The organism is Salinivibrio sp. ML290 (genome assembly GCF_001995695.1).
Taxonomy (GTDB): domain Bacteria; phylum Pseudomonadota; class Gammaproteobacteria; order Enterobacterales; family Vibrionaceae; genus Salinivibrio; species Salinivibrio siamensis.
The window spans coordinates 178,691-202,147 of record NZ_MUEY01000003.1 but is presented as its reverse complement, the minus strand read 5'-3'; the positions used below and the strand labels follow the sequence as shown (position 1 = coordinate 202,147).

The following is a 23,457-nucleotide window of genomic DNA, read 5'->3' as shown; positions in this document are numbered from 1 at the left end:
TGACAATCATAAAGGTGAACGCGTCGCCTACTTACATGATGACTTTCGATAAAGACATGGAGAGCGCAACAAGCTATGGAAAGCAAGAACCGTCAGACGGATACACATGTTGTTTTTAATCAACCTAAGCCATTGGAAAATTATAATGCCTTCACTGCGGACCGTATTTTACAGTATTGGGTCTCGCAATTTGGCGGGCAATGGGGAGAAGACCGTTTAACGTCCTTTGGTGAACGTATTGGCGGCGACCTGTTAGAGGCGGGTATGGATGCGAATCAGTTTCTGCCCACTTTCCGGCCTGTTGACCGCTTTGGCTATCGAATTGATCAGGTTGATTATCATCCTGCGTATCATCAGCTCATGGCACATGCTATCGAGCATGGCCATTGCGCCATGCCTTGGTGTGAAAAAGCCTCGGGGCGTCATGTGGTTCGTGCTGCCATGGCATTTCTTCACACCCATGCGGATCCGGGCTCTGGCTGTCCGCTCACCATGACATTTGCCAGCGTACCCGCATTACAAGCTCAAGCAGATATCGCAGAAAAATGGCTGCCTAAAATCGTGAGTGGTCGCTACGATGGACGTAACATTCCTTGGTTTGAGAAAGCGGGTGTCACTATCGGAATGGCAATGACCGAAAAGCAAGGAGGATCGGATGTGCGGGCTAATACAACCTATGCAACGCCTTGTGAAGCGCCCGGAGGAGGTAAACGTTATTCACTGGTGGGGCATAAATGGTTTTGTTCAGCACCCATGAGTGATGCCTTTCTTGTTCTCGCACAAACTCACCACGGTTTGTCCTGCTTCCTGGTTCCACGTTGGCGAGAAGACGGGAGTAAAAACCCGATTCACGTTCAGCGTCTGAAAGACAAGCTAGGAAACCAATCAAATGCCAGTTCGGAAATTGAGTTTCGTGATGCGCAGGGGTGGCTGTTAGGTGAGCCAGGAAAGGGGATTAAAACCATTATTCAAATGGTGGCATTAACGCGCTATGACTGCATGATAGGCTCTAGCGCTCTTATGGCACAAGCCACCAAAGAGGCCGTTTGGCATACTGCAGGTCGTGAGGTATTTGGTAAACCTTTGCACCATCAGCCATTAATGCAAAATGTTTTGGCTGATCTGGCCTTAGAGTCAGAAGCCGCGCTCGCGATCTCCATGCGATTGGCTCGGGCGCTTGAACAACTGGATAACCCACATGAAGCCGCCTTGGTTAGGATTGGCACGGCTATTGGTAAATATTGGATTTGTAAGCGCGCAGTACAACATACCTATGAAGCGATGGAGTGCTTGGGTGGGGTGGGTTATGTAAACGAAAATGTCGCCAGTCGGCTTTATCGTGAGGCACCTGTTAACGCCATTTGGGAAGGATCGGGTAATGTGCAATGTTTGGATTTACTCCGAGTGCTGACTCGAGAGCCGGATACTGTATCGGTCTTCATTGCAGAATTACGCTGTGCGACAGGGGCGAATGACGCTTTTGATAGAGCGGTAGATCTGCTGGAACGACACCTAGGTAATGCTGAGATGTTAGCTTATCGTGCTCGCCAAGTGATAGAGAAAATGGCGATACTGTGGCAAGCTGCGACACTGTTGCGTTATGGAGAACCAGACATTGCCGAGTCCTTCGTGCAAGCGCGTGTCGAAACGTCAGAATATCATCAATATGGTACGCTCCCTTCGCACATTGATATGACAGCGATCATCTCGCGCGCGATGCCGCAGTCCAGCGGATAAGCAAGAAACCACTTAAAGGCGTCCCGAAAGACGCCTTTTTAGTCTCAAAAATCAGTGGTATTACGCGGCTGCTAGCGTTTGCGCTTGACGGTTTGCATGCCAGACCAAGCCAAAGCCAATAATCACCACCGCACAGGTTGACAGCATCACCGTGGTGACGGCGATCAAGCCGGAGGCTGCAAACGCAGACACCACCGCGCTCGCCACGAAGCAGACCATCATTTGCAAGAAGTTCAATAACCCCGCAGCGGTCGCGCTACAGGATTTGAAATCTTCCAAGGCGCGATTGACGACCAGTGGGTAGATGGCACCGTTCGCCGCTGCAAGGAAACAAAACGGACCTAAAATTGCCCAGATGTTGGTGACGTCGGTGCGCCAGCTGATCAAAAAGATAACCACGACACTGATGACAAACAGCTTAAGCAGCCAAGGCAAGATACTGTGATCTTTAAGCTTGTTGAGGGCATGACGACAGGCATAACCACCGACGACAAAAGCAATGGTTTGTGGAATATAGCTCAGACCAATATCCGCTTCGGTATAACCCATGGCGGACATCACGAACGGTGACCCTGTCAGATAGGCAAAAAATGCTGCGGAACAACCCGCGAAAATGAGCATATTACCGATGAATTTTTTTGATTTAAAAACTTGTTGGTAGTCACTTTTAAGTTTATCAATAATTTTAGTGTCTTGTACTGGCTTAGCTAAGCTTTCTTTTTCACGTAGAGTAAGTGCAACGAAAACAAGTCCTAGTGCAAATAAAACCACAAAAATACTGCGCCAATCAAAATGCTGGAGTAAGTAGGCACCTAATAATGGTGCTAGAGCTGGAGATAAGGCAACTAAAGGCATGATAGTGGCGAACACTTTCTGACCCAGTTTACCCTCATAGCGATCAATGACCACCGCTTGCCAAATCACAATCGCGCTACATGCGCCCAATGCTTGAACAAGACGTGCACCGAGTAGCAGATAAATATTACTCGCGAAAAGGCATACGACAGTCGCGACAATATAAAGAAGCAAGCCGATCAATAGCGCAGGCTTACGGCCAACGCGGTCGGACAGCGGACCATAAACCAGTTGACCGCAAGCCATACCAAGCAAAAATATACTTAAGGTCAACCCAATATTTGCCGACGATGTAGCAAAATCGACTTGCATGGCTTCAAAAGCGGGCAGATACATATCAGTGGCTAAAAAGCCCAGCATACTTAGCCCTGCTAGCCAGAACAGAGTGATAAACGGCACTTGTTTGTTCATTTTTTATCTCTTGATGTAAAGAATAGTGTAACAAGCAGTTTATGACTAACAATCTATGCTGTGAAACGCTATGATTTGAACATTGCTTTCAAAAAAATTGATTTGAATGTTTTCTTACCAAGATTTTCAAGTGATTGACGTGGTCGCACGGCGAGGAAGCTTTTCCGCGGCGGCCGACGAGTTGCACAAAGTGCCGAGTGCGGTGAGCTACACGGTGCGCCAGATTGAAGACAAACTGGCGGTTACCCTGTTTGAGCGGCTTCATCGTCAGGTTCGGTTGACGGCRGCGGGGGAGTTTTTTGTCTCTCAATCGCGTGAGATGATTAAGAACATGGAAACTATTCGCCAGCAAACACAACGTGTGGCCAATGGTTGGACACAAAGTGTCGCGTTAGCGCTGGACAACGTCGTGCGCGAAGATAGCGTCAATACGCTGGTGCGGGATTTCTACGATGCGTTTCCTGATGTCGAGCTGTTACTAACCATGGAAGTGTTTAACGGCGTATGGGATGCGTTGGCGGATGATAGAGCCGATATTGCGATTGGTGCCACGGCTGCCGTGCCAGTGAGCGGCGCGTTTCGCTATCGGGAAATGGGCACCCTGCGTTGGCGGTTTGTGGTGAGCCCCTCGCATCCACTCGTCCAGTGTGCCCAGCCACTGGCTAATGATCAGCTCGCGCCGTATCCGGCGATCTGTTTGGAAGACACCTCGCGCCGCTTACCGCGCCGTACCACTTGGCTATTGGATAATCAGCGCCGCCTCACGGTACCGAATTGGCACAGTGCCATGCAATGTTTTAAGGCAGGGTTAGGCATTGGTGTGATGCCTTCACACATGGCAGAAGATGCGATTGCGAGAGGAGAGCTGGTGGAGCTTGCGCTTGAAGAGCCGCTATTAAGCAGTCCGTGCTGCATTGCATGGCGCTCGGATAAAGAATCACCACCGGTGCGCTGGCTGCTCGATTACTTAGGCGATAAAGAGCAGCTGCAGCACCAGTGGCTATAAGCTAGGAGGAGGGCGTATTGAGCGTACGCAACGTTTGGTACCCCGCCCAGACTCGTGTTGCTGCGGTAATTAAACAGGCTGCGCCAAAGATGGCGTTATTGGCCGGATCGGCCAGCGCAAAGCCAAAAGGAATGGCAGCGTAGAAGATAAAAGCGAGGGTAATATCTAAAAAGCCCCCCGCGTCCGTGAGCCCTTGCTCGCGGGCGAGGGCACCATCAAGGCCATCGAAAAGTCGGTTGATGATAATAAACACAAGCGCCAGCCAATATATTTGTAGCGCGAGAGCGGGCACGGCCAGCAAGCCAATCAAAAAGCCTGAGAGCGTGACGGTATCGGGTTTTACCCTCCATTTTGTAAGCTGCACCGCTGCCTGCTTCAATGGCCAGCGGATTATCGCGATGGCGTAACGATCAAGCATTCTGCATCTCCTCGTGCGGTGCGGGGTCAGTCGGGCGAGCCGGCCAATTTAAACAGCGGCTCTGATCCGCAATATCCTCGGCATCATGCGTCACAATCAACGCAGGAATGTTTCGCTGCGCAATTTGCTCAAACACAAAGGCCCGAAAATCCCGTCGCAGCGGCTTATCCAGCTTACTAAAGGGTTCATCAAGCAAGATGGTATCGGGCGCGGCGAGTAATGCACGCAACACACTGATTCGCGCACGCTGTCCGCCCGAAAGCTGGCTGGGGGCATAATCCGCAAACTCCGCTAAATTGACAGACCCTAATGTTGCGATGGCCTGATCACGTTTTTGCGCTTTGCTCATCGATGAAGGCAGGGCAAAGGCTAAGTTTTGCCAGACGTTGAGATGCGGAAAGAGCAAATCATCTTGAAACAAAATCCCAATACGGCGCTGCTCCGGCGGTAAGTGATCAAAGGGCTCACCATTTAACGTCAGTTGACCGCTGTAATGCATCGGCGGTTGGATGTGCCCCGCCAATACACTCAGCAGACTCGATTTTCCGCAGCCACTGGGTCCCATCACGGTGAGTATTTCTCCCGGAGCGACCGAAAATGACAGCTCACGCACCAAACAGTGATCAGGCGCGTTTATGGTGAGTTGGTTGACACACAGTGTCATGGTGTTCAGCTCCTGAATAAGTTGGTGTTGATTTAGGTAAAAGGCGACGTTCAGCGAGGCGGCTCAGCACAGTGGCTAAGGCGAAAACGACAAGTGGAAGCATCGCTTGCATCAGCCCATACAGGCCACTGATACGGCGATCGAGGCCGCTCGATAAGCTAACCGCCTCTGTGGTCAGGGTATTAATGCGTCCCGCGCCCAGCAATTGTGTGGGGAGGTATTGCGCTAAGCTAACGCTTGCCCCGACCGCCCACGCCAAGATAATGGCGGGCAAAAGGAGTGGCAGTTTCACTCGCCACCATGCAAGCGTGGCGCTGACACCGAGGCTTCTGGCGGTTTGCATAAGACGCATATCAAATTGCTGCCACGGCCCATCGAGTGCGAGGTACACGTAAGGAAACGCGAAAAAAATGTGAGCCCAAAGGGTTGCCGGCACGTGCCACTGGCCGGGAAGGCTATACACCGCCACCTGAATACCGAACAAGATAGAGAGTTGAGGAACCAATAATGGAATAGCGATGACCGCTCTCGGCACTGAGCGTTGCTGATTGACTGACCGTTCCAGACACCCGATGGCAAACAGCAAGGCGACACTGGCGCTGATCACTGCCAGAACGACGCTGTTCCCCGCCAATGACCACACATAGCTAAGCTCTTGCTCCCAAAACCGTAAGCTATATCGGCTGGGTAGCCAATCGGGAAATGACCAGCGCAGCGCGAATGACCACATCAGCAACACAGGCATAATTGCAAGGGGAGTGATAAACACCGGCCACCAGAGTGATTTGCCGGGTAACCATGCGTGGCGGCGCCCCGTGTATTGCCAGCGATTGAGACATTGGCAACCAAGCCACGCCAAAAAGCGAAATAGCAATAAAGCCAAGCCACACAGAGCAAACAACAGCAAGGCACCGGCTGAGGCTCTAGGCAATAGCGCTAAATCAGGGTCATTAAACCACTGCCATACCAATACCGCATAGGTGGGCGGCGTATTCGGCCCAAGGATCATCGCCACATCAACCACTGAAAGGCTGTAGGCGATGACGGCAAAAATCGGGAAACGCATTTTGGTCAGCCAAAGCGGAAGAATGACTTTTAACCAGGTTGCGGTGCGGTTGTACCCGAGGCTGGTTGATACCATCGTCAGCCGAGACACATCAATTTGACGCAGCACCGACAGACTCATCAATAGTAAAAACGGGGTTTCTTTTAGCGTCAGCGCCAAGGTGAGCCCAATAACATAAGGGTCTTGTACCAGCGCCCAAGTCACGGGTTGATCGCCGAGAAGGGGACTTAACAGGCGAAACAGCCAACCCGACGGGGATAGCAGCAAAACCAGACCAATCGCAAACGCGACGTGTGGTAATGCCAGTAACGCAGGCAAGCGTGCACTGATCTTTTGCCAAATAGGCGTGTGCCAAGTAGCCTGTAAAATCATAAAGCTAAGTGCCACCGCGAGCAGGCTACTGCCTAACCCCGAGATGAGCGTTAGCTGAATAGATTGTGATAGCCCCGGCCATGCCATGACAGCTTGCCAGCCGCTAAAGTTAGCCTCCGTCAGCCCTAGTGTGGGTAAGAATGCAAAGGCGGTCGCGAATAAGCCGCCCACCCCTGGCAACAAGGGTAGGCAGCACACCGTTAGGGTAATGGCAAACAGCAAACGTGCCATATCAACCTCTTTCTATTGGCCGTAGCGTTTCAGCCAAGCGCGCTCAAGCGCGGTTTGCCAGCTTGGGTGTGGCTCGGGTTGGGTGTTAAAGCGGCTGACTTCGGCGGTGTCAGGCAGCTTCACCACGGGTGGATCGCCCCATACTTGGGTATCGGCTTTGCGCAGCTGTGCCTTTTCGCTCATTAAGAAGTTGATGGCGACCATGGCGCCGGCTTTGGCATTAGCGTTGTATGGAATCGCCATAAAGTGAATGTTAGACAGCGCGCCTTGGTCAAAGGCAAACGCACGCGCTGATGGGGCAAGTTTTCCAGAGGCCACCGCCGCTTTTGCTGCATTGGGGTTAAACGCTATCGCGACGAGAAGCTCCCCATCGTCCAACAGTTGGATAGTTTCAGCACTACCCGATGGGAACTGCGCGCCTTCGCGCCAAGCGACTTGGTGCAGTTGGTCGAGATAGCGCCACAATGGGGCGGTCACGGTGTCAAAATCCACCTCATCAACCGGCAGGTACAGGGCTTCGGGCGAACCTGTCAGCTCAAGCAGCGCCGCTTTCAGAAAACTGGTGCCGTGGAACTCAGGGGGTTTGGGATAGCTGATACGGCCAGGGAAGGCTTTAGCTAGATCTAGCAGCTCGGCAAATGATCGAGGCGGATTAGCCAAGGTTTTCTGATCATGGATAAACACCAGCTGTCCCACCCCCCAAGGCGCTTCGAGGCCATCTGTTGGTTCAGTGAAGTCTTCTTCAACCGGTAAGCTTTTATCGACAATTTCCCAATTGGGGAGCGTGCTGACAAAAGGGCCGTACAGCAAATCATTTTCCTTCATCGATTTGAAGTTTTCGCCGTTAATCCAAACCATATCGACACTGCCGCCGCTATCCTTACCGGCGGTCTTTTCGGCAAGCAGGCGATTGACGGTTTCAGCGATATCCGCCACTTTGACATGTTTCAGGGTGACACCGTAATCGCGTTGTAACTCGCGGCTTGCCCAGCGCAGGTAAGCATTGATCTCTTGATTGCCGCCCCATGCGTTAAAGTAAACGGTTTGGCCTTTGGCTTGTTGCTCAATACTTTCCCAACTGTTGTTTTCCGCGCTTGCAGAGGCAGTAAAACTGGCAGTACTCGCAATTGCCAATGTTAACGCCGCTATCCAGTGTTTCATTGTCATCTTCCTTTTCAATTAGTGACGCATCCAACGATGATATTTTTCGACCCAGTTAAGCAACTTCTCGGGCGCATGGGCTTGTTTCCACATTCCAGCGGTATACTTCACCGCTTCACTCATGGTGGGATATGGATGGACGGTGCCCAAAATTTTATTTAGTCCTAACCCGTGCCGCATGGCGAGAGTAAACTCCGCGAGCAAGTCGCCCGCATGCTCGCCAACAATAGTCACTCCCAGAATGGTATCTTTTCCTTTCGGTGTCAGCACCTTAATAAAACCGTGATCATTGCCATCAGCAATCGCGCGATCCAGATCATCAATGCCGTAATAGGTCACTTCCACTTCTTGCTGATTGGCTTTGGCTTCTTTTTCATTGATACCTACGCGCGCGACTTCTGGCGAGGTGTAAGTCGCCGCCGGCATCACTGAATAATCGGCTCGGAAGCGTTTGAATTGACCGAATAGTGCATTCACGGCGGCATACCACGCTTGGTGGGCACTGGCGTGGGTGAGCTGAAACGGCCCCGCTACGTCACCCACCGCATAAATATTGGGATAGGCGGTTTGCAGATACTCGTTGACTTGAATAGTGCCACGCTCGGTCACTGGAATATCGAGCTTTTCGAGACCAAATCCTTTGGTGTTGGCACTGCGCCCTAACGCGACCAGCACCGCATCAAATGCGACGGTTTTCTCACCGTCAGGCCCATCGAGTAAGGCGATTTGCTCATTATCACTGTGTTCAAATGCTTTGACTTTGTGCTGTGTTAAAACCGTGACGCCGTCACGTTCTAACGCCTGTTCAACCAATTGGGCGGCATCTTTATCTTCGCGGCTGAGAAGTTGGTCGGCCATTTCCGCGAGCGTCACTTGACTGCCTAAGCATGAAAAGCTTTGCGCCAATTCCGCGCCAATGGGGCCACCGCCTAAAACCAATAACCGTGGTGGCAGCTCAGTCAGAGACCAAATCGTATCCGAGGTGTAATGCGTGACCTCTGCCAAACCAGGAATGGGGGGCAGCATGGGGCGTGCGCCTGTGGCAATCACGATGTTGCGAGTGGTCAGTCGCTCGCCGTTCACCTCAACTTCCCATGGCGAAACGATGTGCGCTTCGCCTTGCACACACTCCACGCCGAGTTTGGTGTAACGCTCGACCGAATCGTGAGGCTCAATGTGGGTAATCACTTGTTTAACTCGTGCCATCACCGCTGAAAAATCAACAGCTGGCGTTTGGGTATGAATGCCAAACGTTTTGGCCTTGCCAATTTCTCGCATGGTTTTTGCCGCGCGGATCAGCGCTTTTGAGGGAACACATCCGGTGTTTAGGCAGTCACCTCCCATCGAACCTTTTTCAACCAGCGTGACTTTTGCTTTTACCACTGCAGCGATATAACTCGATACCAAGCCGCCTGCACCAGCACCGATCACCACCATATTGCGGTCAAACTGTTGAGGCTTGTTCCAACCTTGATAGCGTTTACGACGCGTGATCCAAGCCATGACCCATTTTGCCAGCAGTGGGAAGACACCCAGTAATGCGAGAGAGCCAAGCACCGAGGGAGACACCACATCGCCGAGTGCGTCGATTTGGGCCAGTTGGGTCCCTGCATTCACGTAGACTGCGGTACCCGGCAACATACCGAGCTGACTGACCCAATAGAAGGTGCGGGTTTTGAACGAGGTTAGCCCCATCACCAAGTTAATCAGAAAAAACGGGAAAATAGGGATCAGGCGGAGGGTCAACAAATACAAGCTGCCGTCTTTCTCAATGCCACGATTAATGGTATCGAGCTTATTGCCAAATTTGGCTTGGACCCAGTCACGCAGCATAAAGCGACTCACCAAGAAGGCGAGGGTGGCGCCAATCGAGCTAGCAAAGGAGACCAACACCAATGCCCACCAAAAGCCAAAGAGTGCCGCGCCCAATAGACTGGCTACGGCCGCTCCCGGCAACGACAGGGCGGTCATCACCACATAGCCGGCGAAAAACACCAAGCTCGCGGTGGTCGCATTTTCAATAATGTAATCGTTCAATGCCGCTTGTTGCGCCTTGGCGTTTTCAAGTGTCAGCCATTGGCTGAGATCAAAACTAAACCAGAGGGTAATAAATGCAGCAATCGCAAAGCCAAGTAAGAGCTTTTTTATTGGCATACGGTATCTCGTCAGGTAGCAAATAGGATCCAGTTATAACATTAGGTGCTGTAGATTAATTAACTGGCTGATTTTTCTGTTGCATTAAGAAACTGTGCTCTTAATCGTACCTTGAATCAGACCTGATCGATCGCAGGAGACTTTCACATGGAGTGTAAAAAAAGTGTGGTTGACGCTTTTTTGAGCGAAAAGAGAGAAGCGACACCGCCCTAAGGCGGTGTTGGACGCGAACATTGCTCACAGAAAAAGTAGAGTCAGAGTAGAGAGTGTTATTGTGAGGTGTTATTTCTCTAGATGTTGTAATAACTCTTGGCGGCGTTGGGGTGGGACAACTGACCAGTGTTTGCCAGTAATCGCGCCTTCTAGTGACCATAATAGCTCCAAGCTTAGGTCTTTATCATGTGCAGAGACGAGTGCTTTGTAGGCGTTGACTGCTCCCTGTTGATGAAGGGATTCAGGCGAGTCGATCCCTGCCTTTTTCAGCATTCTTTCGGTGGCGAGTCGAAGGTTTGGGAGATCTTTCAATCGTGACGGACTGGTTTCGGTTTTTAGCGAACGATCGCGAATGGCAACATCGAGTGCACTTTTAGCTTCACTGATGAGTTTTTGGTGATTGTCCCACCAAGTATCAGGAATGGCAAAGTACTTGGTGACCACCGGGAAACCACGTTTCTTGTATACATAGGGAGCGAGGCCCTGTTGTTTAAGTAAAGCTTCGTTTTCTTTGCCGGCGCGTAGATGAAGGGTGTTATTGACGACAAGGGCGAACATGGTGTCTTCGCAAAATAAGCCAAATCCGCCGAACATGGATCGGGATTTGATATTGCCAAAATCGGCAAATAAACGCATCGCGTCTTTTAAAGCTGGTTTATCCATTAATAACAATCTCGATGAATGCAAATGCCTAAAAAATAGTACCGTAGTGTAACAAGGCAAACAGGCAGAATTGTCAGCGAGTTATCAAAATCTCAACGATGATACATCGTAAGTTTTGACGCTATCTTCAGCTTTATAACAATGATGCTGGCAACCCCGCTACCGTAACTAACTGATTGAATTTTATCAGCGTCCATAGGCCGGTGGCTTTGCGTCCCATGCTTTCGCCATGGTTTGCCTTGTTCAAACAGGGATAAGCATATAATAATTAGACAGTGATGTCGCCCTCACTAACCACACAAAGTGTGATTTTGGTTCAAAAAGTTTGTAATTGACAAGTTAGAGTAAAGGCTCTTTTTGGCTCAAGAAAGGGGAAAAAGCCACCATACCCAATGGTATGGCAGCTTAAAAAGTTATTATAAAACACTAAGTTATCGTTTTTACAGATTCCCGACTAATGAGCTCGAGATCCATTTCAAATACTTGCTGTTGCGTATCATTATCGTTAATGCGTGCAAGCAAGAGTTTAACAGCGGTCTTACCGAGTCGCCGCTTAGGTTGGTGGACGGTTGTCAGTGGTGGTGAGTAATACTCGGTCAGATCAATATTGTCATAACCAATCACAGAAATATCTTCAGGTACCTGCAACCCCGCTTGGTTAAAGGTGCTAATTGCGGCGAGCGCCATAATATCGTTGAAGCAAAACACGCCCGTGGGACGATGATTCATATCAATGAACTGTTGCGCAGCGACTTTGGCCTGTTCTGCCTCGAAATCAGCCTCTACGATCCAGTCAGGGTTCGCTGTTATATTGGCTTCATCCAGTGCACGGTAAAATCCTGCTAGTCGTTGTTTACAGGTGTTTTTATCCATTTGACCGGAAATACAGCCTATTTGGGTATGGCCATTGTCAATAAAGTGTTTGGTTGCCAGGTATCCGCCTAACTCGGCATTGTCTTCGATGCGATCGGTGTTGATATGATGACTCCCCCAATCCATTACCACCATCGGGAGATCGCGTTTCTTTTCTAACAGCAGCATGAGATCTTCATTGAGATCCGAGCACACCACAATCAAACCATCGACACGTTTTTCTGACAACATGCGTAAATAGTCACGCTGTTTTTCTAGGTTACCCTCGGTATTACATAAGATCAGGGTATAACCTTGCTCATAGCAATAATCTTCTACACCGTGAACCAGTTCAGCGAAAAAAGGGTTGGTTGATTTGGTCACCAACATACCAAGCGTGCGCGTCGTATTACACTTTAAACTACGCGCAACCGCACTTGGCGCATAATTAAGGTCTTCAACGGCTTGCCAAACCTTCTCGGTTGTTTTCTCTGCGACAAAGCGGGTCTTATTGATAACGTGTGAAACCGTGGTGGTTGAAACGCCCGCGAGACGCGCGACATCTTTAATCGTTGCCATCTTAATTCTTCTATATTGTGAAGCCTTGGGATCGTTACTCGCGACCTTACAGAAAAACGCCGCTGTAACGCAGCGGCGTTGTCTTTCACAATCCCGGCTCATCAGAGGGTTGCGAAGGTAACGAATCCGATTTCATCCATTCTCATAGTTAATCGGTTGCGGTCTCAGTTTACTTAGGTTGCTGCTCAGTCGCAATTGGTCTGATGAGCAAGCCATCACCAACAGGTGGTTTTGTGACCCAGCTATGCTCTTGCAGCGTGATCTCATTTTCTTCACAGTCGGCAAAATTGTCATTACGTCACTATCAGTGGACAAGCATGCGTTGGGTGTGTCATTACTGTCAGTGGGTGTTGATAAATCTCAGTCATCTGGTGGTGCGTAAAGCATTGCCAAGGCGTTCCCGAGAGAACCATTTCGCCTTGTTTCATAAAATAAAGATAATCCGCGTAGCGACTGGCAAGGTTAAGGTCGTGTAGGACGATGATCACTGTCATTCCTTGATCAACCAGTGCCCGGCACTGCATGAGCGTTTGGTGTTGGTGACTAATATCAAGGGCAGATGTCGGCTCATCAAGCATCATCATGGCACGAGTCGGTTCAGTGTGCGCTAATTGCATGGAAATACGCGCCATATGTACACGCTGTTTTTCACCGCCCGACAGAGTGGGGTAGGCACGATGTGCAAGATGAGATACATGCCATTGATGTAGCTGCTCTTCGGCTAACGCTCGGATTTGTTTACGGTTTGCTTTTAATGGTGTGCCGCCCATTTCGACGACGTCTTTAACCGTAAACGCAAAGGTTAACCCGCTGGTTTGCGGCAAAAAGGCAACCTGTCTCGCGAATGTATCACGAGGCCATGTCGCTCTTGACGCTGACCAAAACAATACGTCGCCTTGTTGGTGTTGCTCACTCATCAGCTGTTTGAGCAAGGTACTTTTACCCGCTCCGTTTGGACCGAGTAAGACATGTAACTGTCCACTTTGAAACGCGACATTGATGTCGCGAAGCAGTGGGCGTTGGCCAAGGGTGTAATGAAGGTGTTGAACATGAAGCGCCGTACGAGACATTAGTGCACCATCGTTTGTCGTTGCTGAATAAGAAGCCAGATAAAAAAAGGTGCGCCCATCAAAGCGGTAATAATGCCTACGGGCAACTCCGCAGGTGCGACAATCACTCGAGCAATAATATCGGCAAGCGTGAGTAAAAGTGCCCCCAATACTGCAGATAAAGGGATGAGCATACGGTGGTCGGGCCCAACGATCAGGCGGCCAATATGCGGTACCACTAAGCCAATAAACCCAATCAATCCCGCAGCACTAACGGATACGCCCATCCCGGCAGCGGTTGCAATGATCAGCACACGTTTTAGGCGGTGAATATCGATCCCTAAATACGCGGCTTCGTTTTCACCGAGCAATAAAGCATTCACCTGATGAGCACGACAACAAGCAAACACCGTGAGAGCGACAGCCGCCACCCCAGTTAAAACGATTTGCCCCCAACTGGCACCGGTCAGTGATCCCATAGACCACAATGCGATATCGCGTAGGGTTTGATTGTCGGCCACATAGTTGATCATTCCCAGCGCCGCGCCTGATAGCGCGCTGATAGCAATACCGGCCAATAGCATGACGGTAACGGACGTGCCCATCGCGGTGGTGCCGATTCGGTATACAAATAACGTTGCGAAAAGTGCACCAAAAAAAGCAAATAGAGGCACTGATAAGTGAAACGCCATGTTTATACTGCCAAATGACAACAACAACAGCCCCAGTGCACCGCCTAGAGACGCCCCCCCTGAGACACCAATAATCCCAGGATCCGCGAGAGGGTTACGAAATAGTCCTTGCATTAATGCACCGGAAACGGCGAGTAAAGCGCCCACAAATAAGCAAAGCAGCGTTCGGGGCAGTCTGACTTGCTGCACAATGGCTAATACATGAGGCTCAAGCTGGTCTTGCCAAGGCGTTAGACTTTGTAGACTGACGAGCCAACCTAACTGCCATTGACCGACTGCAATCGAGGTCACCGATACGGCAAGCAACAAAATGATCAGCGCGGGAAAGAGTCGCTGATAAGGATGCTGTATCTGTAATGGCATCACTGGCTAAGCTCTATTAACTGTGATTGCACACGAAGCGCCTCATCTAAGCTTTTCAGGCTCAAACCGCCAACCAACACACTGCCATCGATCGCGAGGATCTTGTTTTGCTGAAAAGCTTGGGTGTTTTCTAGCAAGGGGACGGCATTGGCGAGTCCTGTCAAGCCACCCAATTGGTCCAAAGAACGTTGCATCACCAAAATAAAATCGGGATTAAAACCGAGCAACGCCTCGGGTGAGAGGGGTTTATAGCTGGTAACCGTATTGGCAGCCGGATTAGTCGCGCCGATAAGCTCAATGAGCGTATTGGGTGTCGTGCTCGCGCCGGCAATACTCGCGGGACGACCTTGGTGAACAAGTAAGAAAACCCCCTGCTGTGTCGACGCTAGGGCGCGACGTTTCAGTTGCGTGAGTTTTCCATCGACCGCACGAAGCAGGGGTGCCGCTTTACTTTGCTTGTCTGTGAGGTTGGCAACTTGGGTTATGCGCTGTTTCAGTGCCGCCACCGTCGGTGCACTGGGTAGCGCAACCACCTTAACCCCGGCATTGTCGAGCTTTGTTAATACAGGTTTGGGGCCCATTTCCTCAGAGCCTAACAAAAGCGTGGGTGACAATGAGAGTACCCCCTCTACTGATAACTGACGGTGATAACCGATATTGGGGACATCTTTATTATTAAGCTGGCTCGTGGCATCAATCCCCACAATTTGTTTTTCTGCCCCCAGATCAATCAGTAGGTCAGTAACACTTGCCCCCGCACTCACTATGCGTGGCGATGCGTGAATTGAAAATGAAACGAGTGTCATCATGAGGGCAATCAGTCGAACAGCAGCGGTTGCCATGCTTTATCCTTATTTTTCAGTGTCAGTAGTGTCGAGTGGTTTATATGCTGGTTAGGTCGCCACACCGTGCGACATGAACGCAGACAATATATTACCCAATACAAACAAGATCAATTATCGTTTGCATTCCTGTTCTCGATCAATAGAATCACCTTCAAATGATGATAAGTCGCATTTGCAGTAAGGCATAGAGAACCGTTATGAAAACCAGAAAGGATATTTGGACAGTAAAGCATAGCCACCGTGTCGCCTTGGCAGTCGGGGCCGTGCTAAGTACGATTACTGTTGCGCCTCAGGCCGTCGCTGAGAGCGCGAGTGCCGCCAGCCAGTCTAAAGAGGCTAGCCCTGTAGAGACGCTCTCTGTCTACGGAAGTCGTATGGACACGCAAAAAGCGAACGCTGGCGTGGCGGTGAGTACAGTGTCATTGGAAGAGATAGAGAAACGCCAGGGAAGTAATGTCACGGATTTGATTCGTCATTTACCCAATGTCTCCGTACTCGGAGGAGGGCGTGATGCCGCTCAGTCTGTTAGCATTCGAGGCCTTAGCAGTGACAACGGCCGCGTCATCCAGCTTGTTGATGGTGCCCGTCAGAATTTTTCGGTCGGCCATCGTTCCAGTCTATTCATCGATCCTGAATTGCTCAGTTCAGTCGAAGTGGTCCGTGGCCCTTCCAGTACGCTGTGGGGGTCTGGTGCATTAGGCGGTGTATTCGCACAAAACACCAAATCAGCCAGTGACTTTCTCTCTGGCACAGAAACCTTGGGTGGCTATGTCAAACAAGGCTTCCACAGCAACGACAACGCCTCACGTACAAGCGGTGCGGTGTTTGGTCGCACGGAGACGGTTGATTGGCTAGTACAAAGCTACTATCACGATAGCGACGATAGCCAATTAGGCAATGGCAAGACCTTGTCGTATTCTGCGGATCGAGAAAAAGGCGGGTTTGCTAAACTGGTGTTTACGCCTTCTTTGGATCACCAATGGTCATTCATCGCGCGTCAAGGTAAACGTGACGCCATGGTTCCCTCTAATCCGACGACAGAAGAGCCGTCAACCTCGTCGCCCCTCGTGTATCGCCAAGTCGAAGACCAAAGCCTGTCGCTCACGTACAACTATAACCCTAGCCAGTCATGGGTGGATTTAGACACTCGCCTATATTGGAACGACACCGAGGTCAATGAGCATCGGGTTGATAAAGGTGAGTTTGATAATAATCAGATGCAAACGCTGGGTTTGTCTTTATCGAACCGCTCGACGTTTAAAGCACTAACACTAACCACTGGCCTAGATGCTTATCAAGATCGCTTTGAAACCGTCCGAGATAAAAGCAATACCTCTCGCCCAGACAACCAAGATGCCGAAGCACAAAGCGTCGGCGTATTTTCCCAAGTTGATGTACCGCTGGGACAATCATGGCACTGGCAAGCGGGTGTCCGTTTTGATGCCTATGATGCGAAAGATAAGCGACCCGAATCGACCATTGGTAACCATGATAATACGGCGTGGTCGCCTTCAACTGCATTGACTTGGAATGCGACTGAACAGTTAGCATTGACTGCCAGCTATCGCGAAGCATTTCGAGCCCCGAGTTTAGAAGAAATGTATGCCAGTGGCACACATTTTGGAATGAACCAGTTTGTGCCCAACCCAGATTTGAAACCTGAGGAAAGTGCCAACAAAGAACTCAATATTACTTATACGTTTTCATCGAGTCAGTATATTGATCAAGGTTATATTGATGCTCGAGTCTTTCGCAATGACGTCGATAATTTTATAAATCAATCGGTTAAAGACGGCTCTTGGGGGGCGTATAATGGCACCACGGTGAAGACGAACCTTCCCGAAGCTAAACTTGAAGGCATCGAGATTAGCTTGCATCACCAACTTGGTGGTTTTACCAATAATCTGAGCTACAGCCAAACCGAAGGCAAGAATAAGCATGATGGCAGCTATCTAGATAATATTCCCGCTCATAAATGGGTTGCGGAAACCGACTACGCGCTGGCGACGTTACCAGTGAGTGTTGGTGGTCGCGTCTCTCATTATGCCGATCAAGACGACACGAATAATGCCAACACCTACGACGGCTATACCCTGTGGGATCTGTATGCAAGTTATAGCCCGAATGGCGCCTGGGATGGGGTGAAGTTTGATCTCGCGATCGATAATTTAACCGATGAACAATACACCCAAGCGTGGGCGCAAACCGCGTCACCCGGGCGTGATATTAAGTTTAATGTTCGGTACCAGTTTTAACCCAAAGATAAAGGGCAGGTGAACGCCTGCCCACTCAGAGACGACACACCACAATAAGAATAGGCTGGAGTGATCAATGACAACCACTTTGAACGAGCAGGTAAACGCACTATTGGCAGATAATGCCTCTATATTGCCTGCTGATATAGCGAAAACCCTAGGCGTGAGTGAAGGCGAGGCAGTACGTGCCATGCCGGCTGAGTATCAAACGTGGGTGGACGGGCAGCATGCGGAAACCGTTTTCACCCAGGTGGCCGAATGGGGTGGCCCAGTCACAGCGATTGTGCATTCCGGTGGCTCAATTTTTGAAGTAAAAGCCCCGTTTCCCAAAGGAAAGATCGCTTATGGCTACTACAACTTAATGGGAAAGCCGGGTGAAATGCATGGCCACCTAAAATTAGAGCGCATGACCGGCATTGCCTTCGTCAGCAAGCCTTTTCGCGGTAAAACAACCCACTATATCGGCTTTTTCACCGAACAGGGGGATTCAATCTTTAAGATTTACGTGGGAAGAGACGACAAACGTCAGCTTCTTGAACATCAGGTTGAAGCCTTTAATCAACTAAAAACGCAGTTAGCGACCTCAACACCAACAGACCCGGAGCAATAATCATGGATCAAGCGACAAAACAACAACGCCTACAAAACCGCCTTGGCCCAGAAATCGAAGCCTTTCGTGCTAACTGTCGGACTTTGCAGCTAGCAACCGTCGATGCCCAGGGAAAACCCAACGTGAGTTATGCGCCATTTGCACAGTTGGAAGACGGTTTTTATATTTTAATCAGTGAAATTGCTCGTCATGCTCGGAACCTACAACAAAACCCCCAGGTTTCGCTGATGATGATCGAAGACGAAAGCGGGGCAAAACAGATTTATGCGCGCCAGCGCCTTAGTTTTGATGCCAATGCTGAATTAGTGATGCGTGATACCACTGAGTGGCAAACGGGGATTTCGGCGCTGACCCATCGCTTTGGCGATATTATCGACAGCTTAAGCGGGTTAGCTGACTTCCATTTATTCCGTCTAAAGCCGGAAAATGGTCTGTATGTCAAAGGGTTTGGTCAGGCCTTTCAGGTTGGCAGTGATGATTTTGTCGATATGGTACACCTTGACCAAGGTCATCGAAAACTTGGCGACAGCCAAGATGTTCAATCGACCGATGAGATAGCGGTTAACGACTAACCGAGTTTGCTTTCCTCAAACGGCGATGTGTGAAGCATCGCCACTCTTGTGTCGCTTCAGTCCGGGTTTACTTAGTAACAACCCAGTGGTGATTATGATAAAGTTGTCGGCATCATAGAGCGTATAACCTGATTAGCATGAATTATCTCCCGTTGTCTGAATATAAAAGAAAGTGGATCTTCACCCACCAGTCTTTGCCTATTCCCGAACAGGATCTCGCTGATATTAAACCCATGGCTGAGGCACGCGCGGCGCAGTTATGGCAAGAATTTATCAGTAAAGACAGCCCAACACCGGATCATTTTGGCAAGCAAGATTGGCCGACGCATCAAAGCGTTTGGACCCAGCGACTGGTTTGGCAACAAGCCTGGGACGACGATGATGATCTTCCCGTAGAGTTTCTCGCTAACTTTCCTTGGGAAGACAATATTACGGTCTATTTTTGCTACGACAAACATAATATTGTCGAAACCCAATGGGGCGTGTTTAAACGGTATTGGAAAAACTTTCTATTCTACGATGATAAGCCTATTTTGCTTGGGCGTCGCCGCAAGGAAGTCGCTATGTTTGAGCAATCAGGCGAAGTGGTGATTGGCAAGCGTGACTGACCTCAAGTTATGAGCGGTAGTGCCGTTACCAATGGTAGCCATGCGCTAATGTGACAGCCGGGCGTGGTGACGGCGCGATGCGTCTTGATAAGTGACCAGCCATAGAGAGACGCGTTGTATTCGGTGCACAGTGTAGGAAGAAGTGATGATTAAGATAATGGCCGCAGTGTGCTTGTCGATGTTATTGGTCGGATGCTCACTGCCAAAAATGTCGGACTTATGGCGCAATTACAGCACCATTGGTCTCAATGAAGCACTGCGTGGCGCGCAACAAGATCTTGTCCATTGCCGCTATGACAAAACACTTGATACGGCTCAGCGCTACACCGTGATTGGTACGGCGCGAGAGAAGACACGTGCGTTTGAGCTAATGGGCATTGTCTACAGCGAACAAGAGAACAGTGCAGAGTTTGATCACACGCTGCAGCGGTTTTTGTTTTCAGAACCGGGGCGAACGATGACGGCATCTCAGGTACAGATGCAGTGGCGTCAAGCCCAAATTGATATCGAACATCAACGCGAGGCAGTACTGAGCCAAACACATTGCTTGCAATCAACGACGTCACCAAAAGCAGGGCCGCTGAAGTAGCCCGTTTACTGCGCAGGTCATCATTTTTTAGCGCAATAGGGCAGCCACCACCGTAACGGGGCTGCCTTTTTATTGCTCGAACCGCACCGACTTAGGCTTTGAGAATACTGTCAGCCAGTGTCATCAGGCGTGGGTAGGCAAACTCACTTTCTTTGGCGATTTCACCCTGCTCCGCCAACACTTCTTGCAAAATATCAGCGGTGGTGAGGGGATTGGCCAGCACGACACGGAAAACCGTGGTGGTGCGACGTTGCCATTGCTCAGGCGTGAGACGTGTACGGGAGACAAAGGTTTTGCCCGATTCGCGCTGGCGCTTTTGAATGAACTTGGTTAGGTCGTTAAGCAAATCATGCATCAACTCAATTTGCTCCTCACTTGCCACAGCCCGCGCGGTTTGTACTTTTGCGGGCACAAAGCGATAGGTGAGTAGGCACAACTCGGGTTCCGATATCAGCTCAAAATCTGGATCTGTGGTTATCATGTCGGCAAACGTCGCCGCTTTATCAATACTTTGATCGATCAATAACTCATAACCGCGGCGAGAAATGATGTTCATACAAGCAAACACCAACATTGCCATACCACTGCGAGAGCCTTCGAGTGTGTGACTCCCCAGATCTTTTGCTCCTTTACGCAGGATGTACTCCGCATGATGTTCGATCGACGCCACGAGCGACGGATCTTTAAATAACACCATACCAGCCCCCATAGGGACATAAAGCTGTTTGTGCGCATCAATCGTGACAGAATCGGCACGTTCAATCCCAGCCAGTTTGTGGCGCTGATTATTTGACATCAAGGTCGCGCCGCCCCACGCGGCATCAACGTGGAAGTGAATACCCTCACGTTCCGCAATATCAGCCAGTGCATTGAGAGGATCAATGCTGCCTGTCTCTGTGGTGCCCGCCACCCCCACGATAGCTATCGGTTTAATATTGTCCCGGTTAAGTGTGGCAATGGTCTCTTCGAGTGCATCAATGCAAATACGATTTTGGCTATCTGCAGGAACCGAGATCAGTTGGTCGCGGCCAATGCCGAGTACATCAGCCGCCTTACCCAATGAATAGTGGCCTCGTTCTGACACCAAGATCGCGAGGTCGCGATAGCCATAGTGACGCATCGCGCCAAACAAGCCAGCCTTGTTGATGCCAGGAAACTCTCCGTCAGGTTTGAGCACGTTATTTCGCGCGACCCACAACGCGGTGATATTCGCCACCGTTCCACCTGAGCAGAAGGCCCCTAATGAATGGTTCGCGCTGTGCATCCAACTTTGATAGAAGGCGTCGTCTTGCTGATAAATCAGGTTGTGCAACATGCCAAGCACTTGCCGCTCAAGCGGTGTAAATGCCTTAGATGTTTCAATTTTGACCGTATTTTGGTTGAGGCCAATCATGATTTTAGAGAGCGGCATCAAAAAATAAGGCAGTGCAGAGGTCATGTGGCCGATAAATCGCGGTGAAGCGGTATGTACCGATTGAGCGACGAGCTTATCGAGCAGAAACTGCGTGTGATCAGAGACAAAAGTGGGGTTTTCAGGGATGGCCGGATCGCTAAAATCGCGCTCAATATCAGCGAGCGACCGTTCGGTGGCCGTAATATGGTTTTGTAAAAACCGGTTTAGATTCTGAGAGATCGCTTGCTCAATTTGACTGAGCGTTGAATCTGGGGCTTCGGGGACAGTGAAAATCCGGTGCAAGGTTTCCGGTGTGGCGTCCGCGGCTTTATTTTGTGTTGCCATGACGTTCTTCTTATATCTGCTTGGCTGTCCAAATAGTGACTCTCTCATGCGCATTGGGAGTAGGGTCACGATCACTGACTGAAATTAGGCCTCAACATAGCAAAAAAAAGCGAGAGCATCAGGCTTTTTTTACTGATAGATGACAGCTGAAACAGCACACGCGAAAGAGAGTCGATAAAAGAGCCAGCGGTTGCCGGCTCTCAAACAGCGGCCTGTTTACTGACACTGACGTTGGTTAATGCTGTTCATTTGGTCATTGTACTGGTTAAGTGCCTTATCAATCTCTTTTGGATGACTTAGCAGATCGGCAAGTGCACTGCGAAGGGCGTAGTTCCCGTCCATGGCTTCGCCTTGGCGGAAGTTAAACACTTTTTCGGCCAGCGCAGAGGGGGGCAACGAGCTTTGTGCGAGTGTTTTTACGTCTTCTTGGCCTAGTTTTAACCAAGATTCCACTGGCGCTTCCAAATTGAGCTTGGCGCTGTCATTTTCTAAATAATAATCAAACGCTTTTGCATTGAGGTTAAAGTGATTTTTACGGCCTTGCAAAAACCACTGTGCAACCTCATCGAGCGATGCGTCTTTTTTCACCGTCATATCGACCAACGCTTGGTACCAATTGATCGATGCATCTACATAATCATGATACTTGGCCGAATAGCAGTCTGCATTTTTGACAGGCGCAGCGTTTGACATTATCGGCAATAGTGCCGCGACCAGTGCAAGGGCATAGCGTTTCATAACATTATCCTAATCGTTATCGTGTTTGCGCTTTATGATTATACGCACCAACCATGTGCGGGGCGCAAACGTTGAGGTTTGGGCATCTTTGTGAATGATAAAACGAGGATATTGTAGAACGAGCCAGCGACAAAGTTAAATAACACATTGATATAAAAAGCCCTGTAGCAGAAAAGCTGTGACGCCACACTCAGTTAGCGCGTTGACATAGCTTATGGGTTCGACAGTACCGACAGCCAGTGGTGGGTAAATTCGGCAAAACCAAACCCTCCCGGCGCATCCGTGATCCAAGTTGGTACGGTGGCCAATGTTGGAAGGTGAGAGGAGATATTCGCGACGCCGACGCTCAGAGGAAAGTGGGCAAACATTTCGCTGTCGTTCGGTGAATCGCCAATAAACGCTGCGCGTTGCTGAGTTTGCTTTCCTGTGACACTGTAACGATCTAACCATTCTTGCGCCGCGTATCTTTTACTGTGGTTACCTAACCAGGCGTTAATATGAATCGAACTGGCCGTTGCATTGACGCCCTGCCCATGAAGCTCGTCGAGTAATGCATTGATCTCGTCTGCGGATGCGCGTGGCGTATGCTGGCCAATATCAATCGCCACTTCACAGAGACGATAAGACTGATCGGCAGCAAGTGCGCGAGCTGGATAGCGCTGAAGTAAGCGGTTTACCCAGTCAAGTAGCGCAGCTTGCTGTTGATGGGCGGCGTGATTGATTTTCGTGAAGCGCTGACCGTTTTCTTGCCATAGGATCACGCCACCGTTTTCGCTTATCACCGTATCGACAGGCCAGGCGTTAATCATATGGTCGCCCCAGCCAGCGCACGCGCCAGTAACAGGGACAACGTGAATGCCAGCTTCACGGAGATCGGCCATTGCCTTCAGTGTTTGCCAAGGGAGCTCACCTTTCCATGTCAAGGTGTCATCGACGTCGGTAAACAGCCATTGCACGTTACGCCAGCGTATGGCGTGGTCATGCATTGACGATATGGGCAAACACTGATTCGGCAT

21 protein-coding genes and 1 riboswitch are annotated in these 23,457 nt (G+C 50.1%); of the genes, 7 read left to right on the top strand and 14 right to left on the bottom strand.

The annotated features are described in order from the left end of the window. The first annotated feature begins 75 nt into the window (after nt 1-75). Nucleotides 76-1,737 carry an acyl-CoA dehydrogenase family protein gene (locus tag BZG23_RS04535; protein WP_077606246.1) on the top strand — a complete coding sequence of 554 codons (1,662 nt, stop codon included), beginning with the start codon at nt 76-78 and terminating at the stop codon, nt 1,735-1,737. 60 nt (nt 1,738-1,797) lie between these two features. On the opposite strand, the gene punC is transcribed toward BZG23_RS04535, so the two are convergent. Continuing rightward, complete coding sequence (gene punC, locus BZG23_RS04530; protein ID WP_046073315.1) at nt 1,798-3,003, bottom strand: purine nucleoside transporter PunC; 1,206 nt, start codon at nt 3,001-3,003, stop codon at nt 1,798-1,800. Between the two features lie 106 nt (nt 3,004-3,109). Between punC and punR the strand changes: the two genes are divergently transcribed. Continuing rightward, a complete protein-coding gene (gene punR, locus BZG23_RS04525; RefSeq protein ID WP_046073314.1) occupies nt 3,110-4,009 on the top strand; it encodes a DNA-binding transcriptional activator PunR in 900 nt (299 codons plus the stop codon). A gap of 1 nt (nt 4,010) precedes the next feature. Here punR and BZG23_RS04520 read toward each other — a convergent pair whose 3' ends face one another. The 10 genes from BZG23_RS04520 to BZG23_RS04475 all read right to left on the bottom strand — a co-directional run bounded on the left by BZG23_RS04520 (nt 4,011) and on the right by BZG23_RS04475 (nt 15,328). Then, complete coding sequence (locus BZG23_RS04520; RefSeq protein WP_077606245.1) at nt 4,011-4,427, bottom strand: CDP-alcohol phosphatidyltransferase family protein; 417 nt, start codon at nt 4,425-4,427, stop codon at nt 4,011-4,013. Beyond that, nucleotides 4,420-5,091, bottom strand: a complete 672-nt coding sequence (locus BZG23_RS04515; protein ID WP_046073312.1) for an ATP-binding cassette domain-containing protein — start codon at nt 5,089-5,091, stop codon at nt 4,420-4,422. Before BZG23_RS04515 ends, BZG23_RS04520 begins: the two co-directional genes overlap by 8 nt. Further along, nucleotides 5,051-6,760 carry an ABC transporter permease gene (locus tag BZG23_RS04510; protein WP_077606244.1) on the bottom strand — a complete coding sequence of 570 codons (1,710 nt, stop codon included), beginning with the start codon at nt 6,758-6,760 and terminating at the stop codon, nt 5,051-5,053. The genes BZG23_RS04515 and BZG23_RS04510 overlap by 41 nt, the downstream gene beginning before the upstream one ends. A gap of 12 nt (nt 6,761-6,772) precedes the next feature. Beyond that, complete coding sequence (locus tag BZG23_RS04505) at nt 6,773-7,927, bottom strand: ABC transporter substrate-binding protein (protein ID WP_077606243.1); 1,155 nt, start codon at nt 7,925-7,927, stop codon at nt 6,773-6,775. 12 nt (nt 7,928-7,939) lie between these two features. Further along, the gene (gene lpdA / locus BZG23_RS04500) at nt 7,940-10,075 is read right to left on the bottom strand and encodes a dihydrolipoyl dehydrogenase (RefSeq protein ID WP_077577853.1); all 2,136 of its coding nucleotides are present in this window, start codon (nt 10,073-10,075) and stop codon (nt 7,940-7,942) included. A 282-nt stretch (nt 10,076-10,357) separates the two neighbouring features. Then, entirely contained in the window at nt 10,358-10,951 is a 594-nt protein-coding gene (locus BZG23_RS04495; protein WP_077577852.1) for a TfoX/Sxy family DNA transformation protein, read from the bottom strand. Between the two features lie 146 nt (nt 10,952-11,097). Further along, nucleotides 11,098-11,200, bottom strand: a riboswitch (cyclic di-GMP riboswitch). Nucleotides 11,201-11,377: 177 nt separating this feature from the next. Then, nucleotides 11,378-12,382, bottom strand: coding sequence for a substrate-binding domain-containing protein (locus BZG23_RS04490; RefSeq protein ID WP_077577851.1), 1,005 nt, complete (start codon nt 12,380-12,382; stop codon nt 11,378-11,380). 293 nt (nt 12,383-12,675) lie between these two features. After that, a complete protein-coding gene (locus tag BZG23_RS04485) occupies nt 12,676-13,452 on the bottom strand; it encodes a heme ABC transporter ATP-binding protein (RefSeq protein ID WP_077606242.1) in 777 nt (258 codons plus the stop codon). Then, nucleotides 13,452-14,486 carry a FecCD family ABC transporter permease gene (locus BZG23_RS04480; protein WP_077606241.1) on the bottom strand — a complete coding sequence of 345 codons (1,035 nt, stop codon included), beginning with the start codon at nt 14,484-14,486 and terminating at the stop codon, nt 13,452-13,454. The genes BZG23_RS04485 and BZG23_RS04480 overlap by 1 nt, the downstream gene beginning before the upstream one ends. Then, entirely contained in the window at nt 14,486-15,328 is an 843-nt protein-coding gene (locus tag BZG23_RS04475; RefSeq protein WP_046073304.1) for a heme/hemin ABC transporter substrate-binding protein, read from the bottom strand. Before BZG23_RS04475 ends, BZG23_RS04480 begins: the two co-directional genes overlap by 1 nt. Before the next feature lie 200 nt (nt 15,329-15,528). On the opposite strand from BZG23_RS04475, the gene BZG23_RS04470 reads away from it, so the two are divergent. The 5 genes from BZG23_RS04470 (at nt 15,529) to BZG23_RS04450 (ending at nt 19,965) form a co-directional block, all read left to right on the top strand. After that, on the top strand, nt 15,529-17,586 hold the full coding sequence (locus BZG23_RS04470; RefSeq protein ID WP_077606240.1) for a TonB-dependent hemoglobin/transferrin/lactoferrin family receptor: 2,058 nt from the start codon (nt 15,529-15,531) through the stop codon (nt 17,584-17,586). Nucleotides 17,587-17,662: 76 nt separating this feature from the next. Next, on the top strand, nt 17,663-18,196 hold the full coding sequence (gene hutX, locus BZG23_RS04465) for a heme utilization cystosolic carrier protein HutX (protein ID WP_046073303.1): 534 nt from the start codon (nt 17,663-17,665) through the stop codon (nt 18,194-18,196). A gap of 2 nt (nt 18,197-18,198) precedes the next feature. Further along, nucleotides 18,199-18,768, top strand: a complete 570-nt coding sequence (gene hutZ / locus BZG23_RS04460; protein WP_046073302.1) for a heme utilization protein HutZ — start codon at nt 18,199-18,201, stop codon at nt 18,766-18,768. 137 nt (nt 18,769-18,905) lie between these two features. Continuing rightward, a complete protein-coding gene (locus BZG23_RS04455; protein ID WP_046073301.1) occupies nt 18,906-19,376 on the top strand; it encodes a DUF2947 domain-containing protein in 471 nt (156 codons plus the stop codon). A 145-nt stretch (nt 19,377-19,521) separates the two neighbouring features. Then, on the top strand, nt 19,522-19,965 hold the full coding sequence (locus BZG23_RS04450) for a hypothetical protein (protein WP_046073300.1): 444 nt from the start codon (nt 19,522-19,524) through the stop codon (nt 19,963-19,965). Nucleotides 19,966-20,056: 91 nt separating this feature from the next. Here BZG23_RS04450 and panP read toward each other — a convergent pair whose 3' ends face one another. The 3 genes from panP to BZG23_RS04435 form a co-directional block, all read right to left on the bottom strand. Continuing rightward, a complete protein-coding gene (gene panP / locus BZG23_RS04445) occupies nt 20,057-21,703 on the bottom strand; it encodes a pyridoxal-dependent aspartate 1-decarboxylase PanP (protein WP_077606239.1) in 1,647 nt (548 codons plus the stop codon). Between the two features lie 216 nt (nt 21,704-21,919). Next, complete coding sequence (locus BZG23_RS04440) at nt 21,920-22,441, bottom strand: hypothetical protein (RefSeq protein WP_046073298.1); 522 nt, start codon at nt 22,439-22,441, stop codon at nt 21,920-21,922. 212 nt (nt 22,442-22,653) lie between these two features. After that, nucleotides 22,654-23,457 carry an HAD family hydrolase gene (locus BZG23_RS04435; protein WP_077606238.1) on the bottom strand — a complete coding sequence of 268 codons (804 nt, stop codon included), beginning with the start codon at nt 23,455-23,457 and terminating at the stop codon, nt 22,654-22,656.

What these genes read in the sequence shown, in the direction of transcription:
- BZG23_RS04520 (WP_077606245.1), bottom strand. Translation starts at nt 4,427, where the DNA reads ATGCTTGATCGTTACGCCATCGCGATAATCCGCTGGCCATTGAAGCAG.
- BZG23_RS04450 (WP_046073300.1), top strand. Translation starts at nt 19,522, where the DNA reads ATGATTAAGATAATGGCCGCAGTGTGCTTGTCGATGTTATTGGTCGGA.
- BZG23_RS04485 (WP_077606242.1), bottom strand. Translation starts at nt 13,452, where the DNA reads ATGTCTCGTACGGCGCTTCATGTTCAACACCTTCATTACACCCTTGGC.
- panP (WP_077606239.1), bottom strand. Translation starts at nt 21,703, where the DNA reads ATGGCAACACAAAATAAAGCCGCGGACGCCACACCGGAAACCTTGCAC.
- BZG23_RS04505 (WP_077606243.1), bottom strand. Translation starts at nt 7,927, where the DNA reads ATGACAATGAAACACTGGATAGCGGCGTTAACATTGGCAATTGCGAGT.
- BZG23_RS04470 (WP_077606240.1), top strand. Translation starts at nt 15,529, where the DNA reads ATGAAAACCAGAAAGGATATTTGGACAGTAAAGCATAGCCACCGTGTC.
- punC (WP_046073315.1), bottom strand. Translation starts at nt 3,003, where the DNA reads ATGAACAAACAAGTGCCGTTTATCACTCTGTTCTGGCTAGCAGGGCTA.
- BZG23_RS04510 (WP_077606244.1), bottom strand. Translation starts at nt 6,760, where the DNA reads ATGGCACGTTTGCTGTTTGCCATTACCCTAACGGTGTGCTGCCTACCC.
- BZG23_RS04440 (WP_046073298.1), bottom strand. Translation starts at nt 22,441, where the DNA reads ATGAAACGCTATGCCCTTGCACTGGTCGCGGCACTATTGCCGATAATG.
- BZG23_RS04455 (WP_046073301.1), top strand. Translation starts at nt 18,906, where the DNA reads ATGAATTATCTCCCGTTGTCTGAATATAAAAGAAAGTGGATCTTCACC.
- BZG23_RS04480 (WP_077606241.1), bottom strand. Translation starts at nt 14,486, where the DNA reads ATGCCATTACAGATACAGCATCCTTATCAGCGACTCTTTCCCGCGCTG.
- hutZ (WP_046073302.1), top strand. Translation starts at nt 18,199, where the DNA reads ATGGATCAAGCGACAAAACAACAACGCCTACAAAACCGCCTTGGCCCA.
- hutX (WP_046073303.1), top strand. Translation starts at nt 17,663, where the DNA reads ATGACAACCACTTTGAACGAGCAGGTAAACGCACTATTGGCAGATAAT.
- BZG23_RS04490 (WP_077577851.1), bottom strand. Translation starts at nt 12,382, where the DNA reads ATGGCAACGATTAAAGATGTCGCGCGTCTCGCGGGCGTTTCAACCACC.
- BZG23_RS04435 (WP_077606238.1), bottom strand. Translation starts at nt 23,457, where the DNA reads ATGCCGAATCAGTGTTTGCCCATATCGTCAATGCATGACCACGCCATA.
- BZG23_RS04515 (WP_046073312.1), bottom strand. Translation starts at nt 5,091, where the DNA reads ATGACACTGTGTGTCAACCAACTCACCATAAACGCGCCTGATCACTGT.
- BZG23_RS04535 (WP_077606246.1), top strand. Translation starts at nt 76, where the DNA reads ATGGAAAGCAAGAACCGTCAGACGGATACACATGTTGTTTTTAATCAA.
- BZG23_RS04475 (WP_046073304.1), bottom strand. Translation starts at nt 15,328, where the DNA reads ATGGCAACCGCTGCTGTTCGACTGATTGCCCTCATGATGACACTCGTT.
- lpdA (WP_077577853.1), bottom strand. Translation starts at nt 10,075, where the DNA reads ATGCCAATAAAAAAGCTCTTACTTGGCTTTGCGATTGCTGCATTTATT.
- BZG23_RS04495 (WP_077577852.1), bottom strand. Translation starts at nt 10,951, where the DNA reads ATGGATAAACCAGCTTTAAAAGACGCGATGCGTTTATTTGCCGATTTT.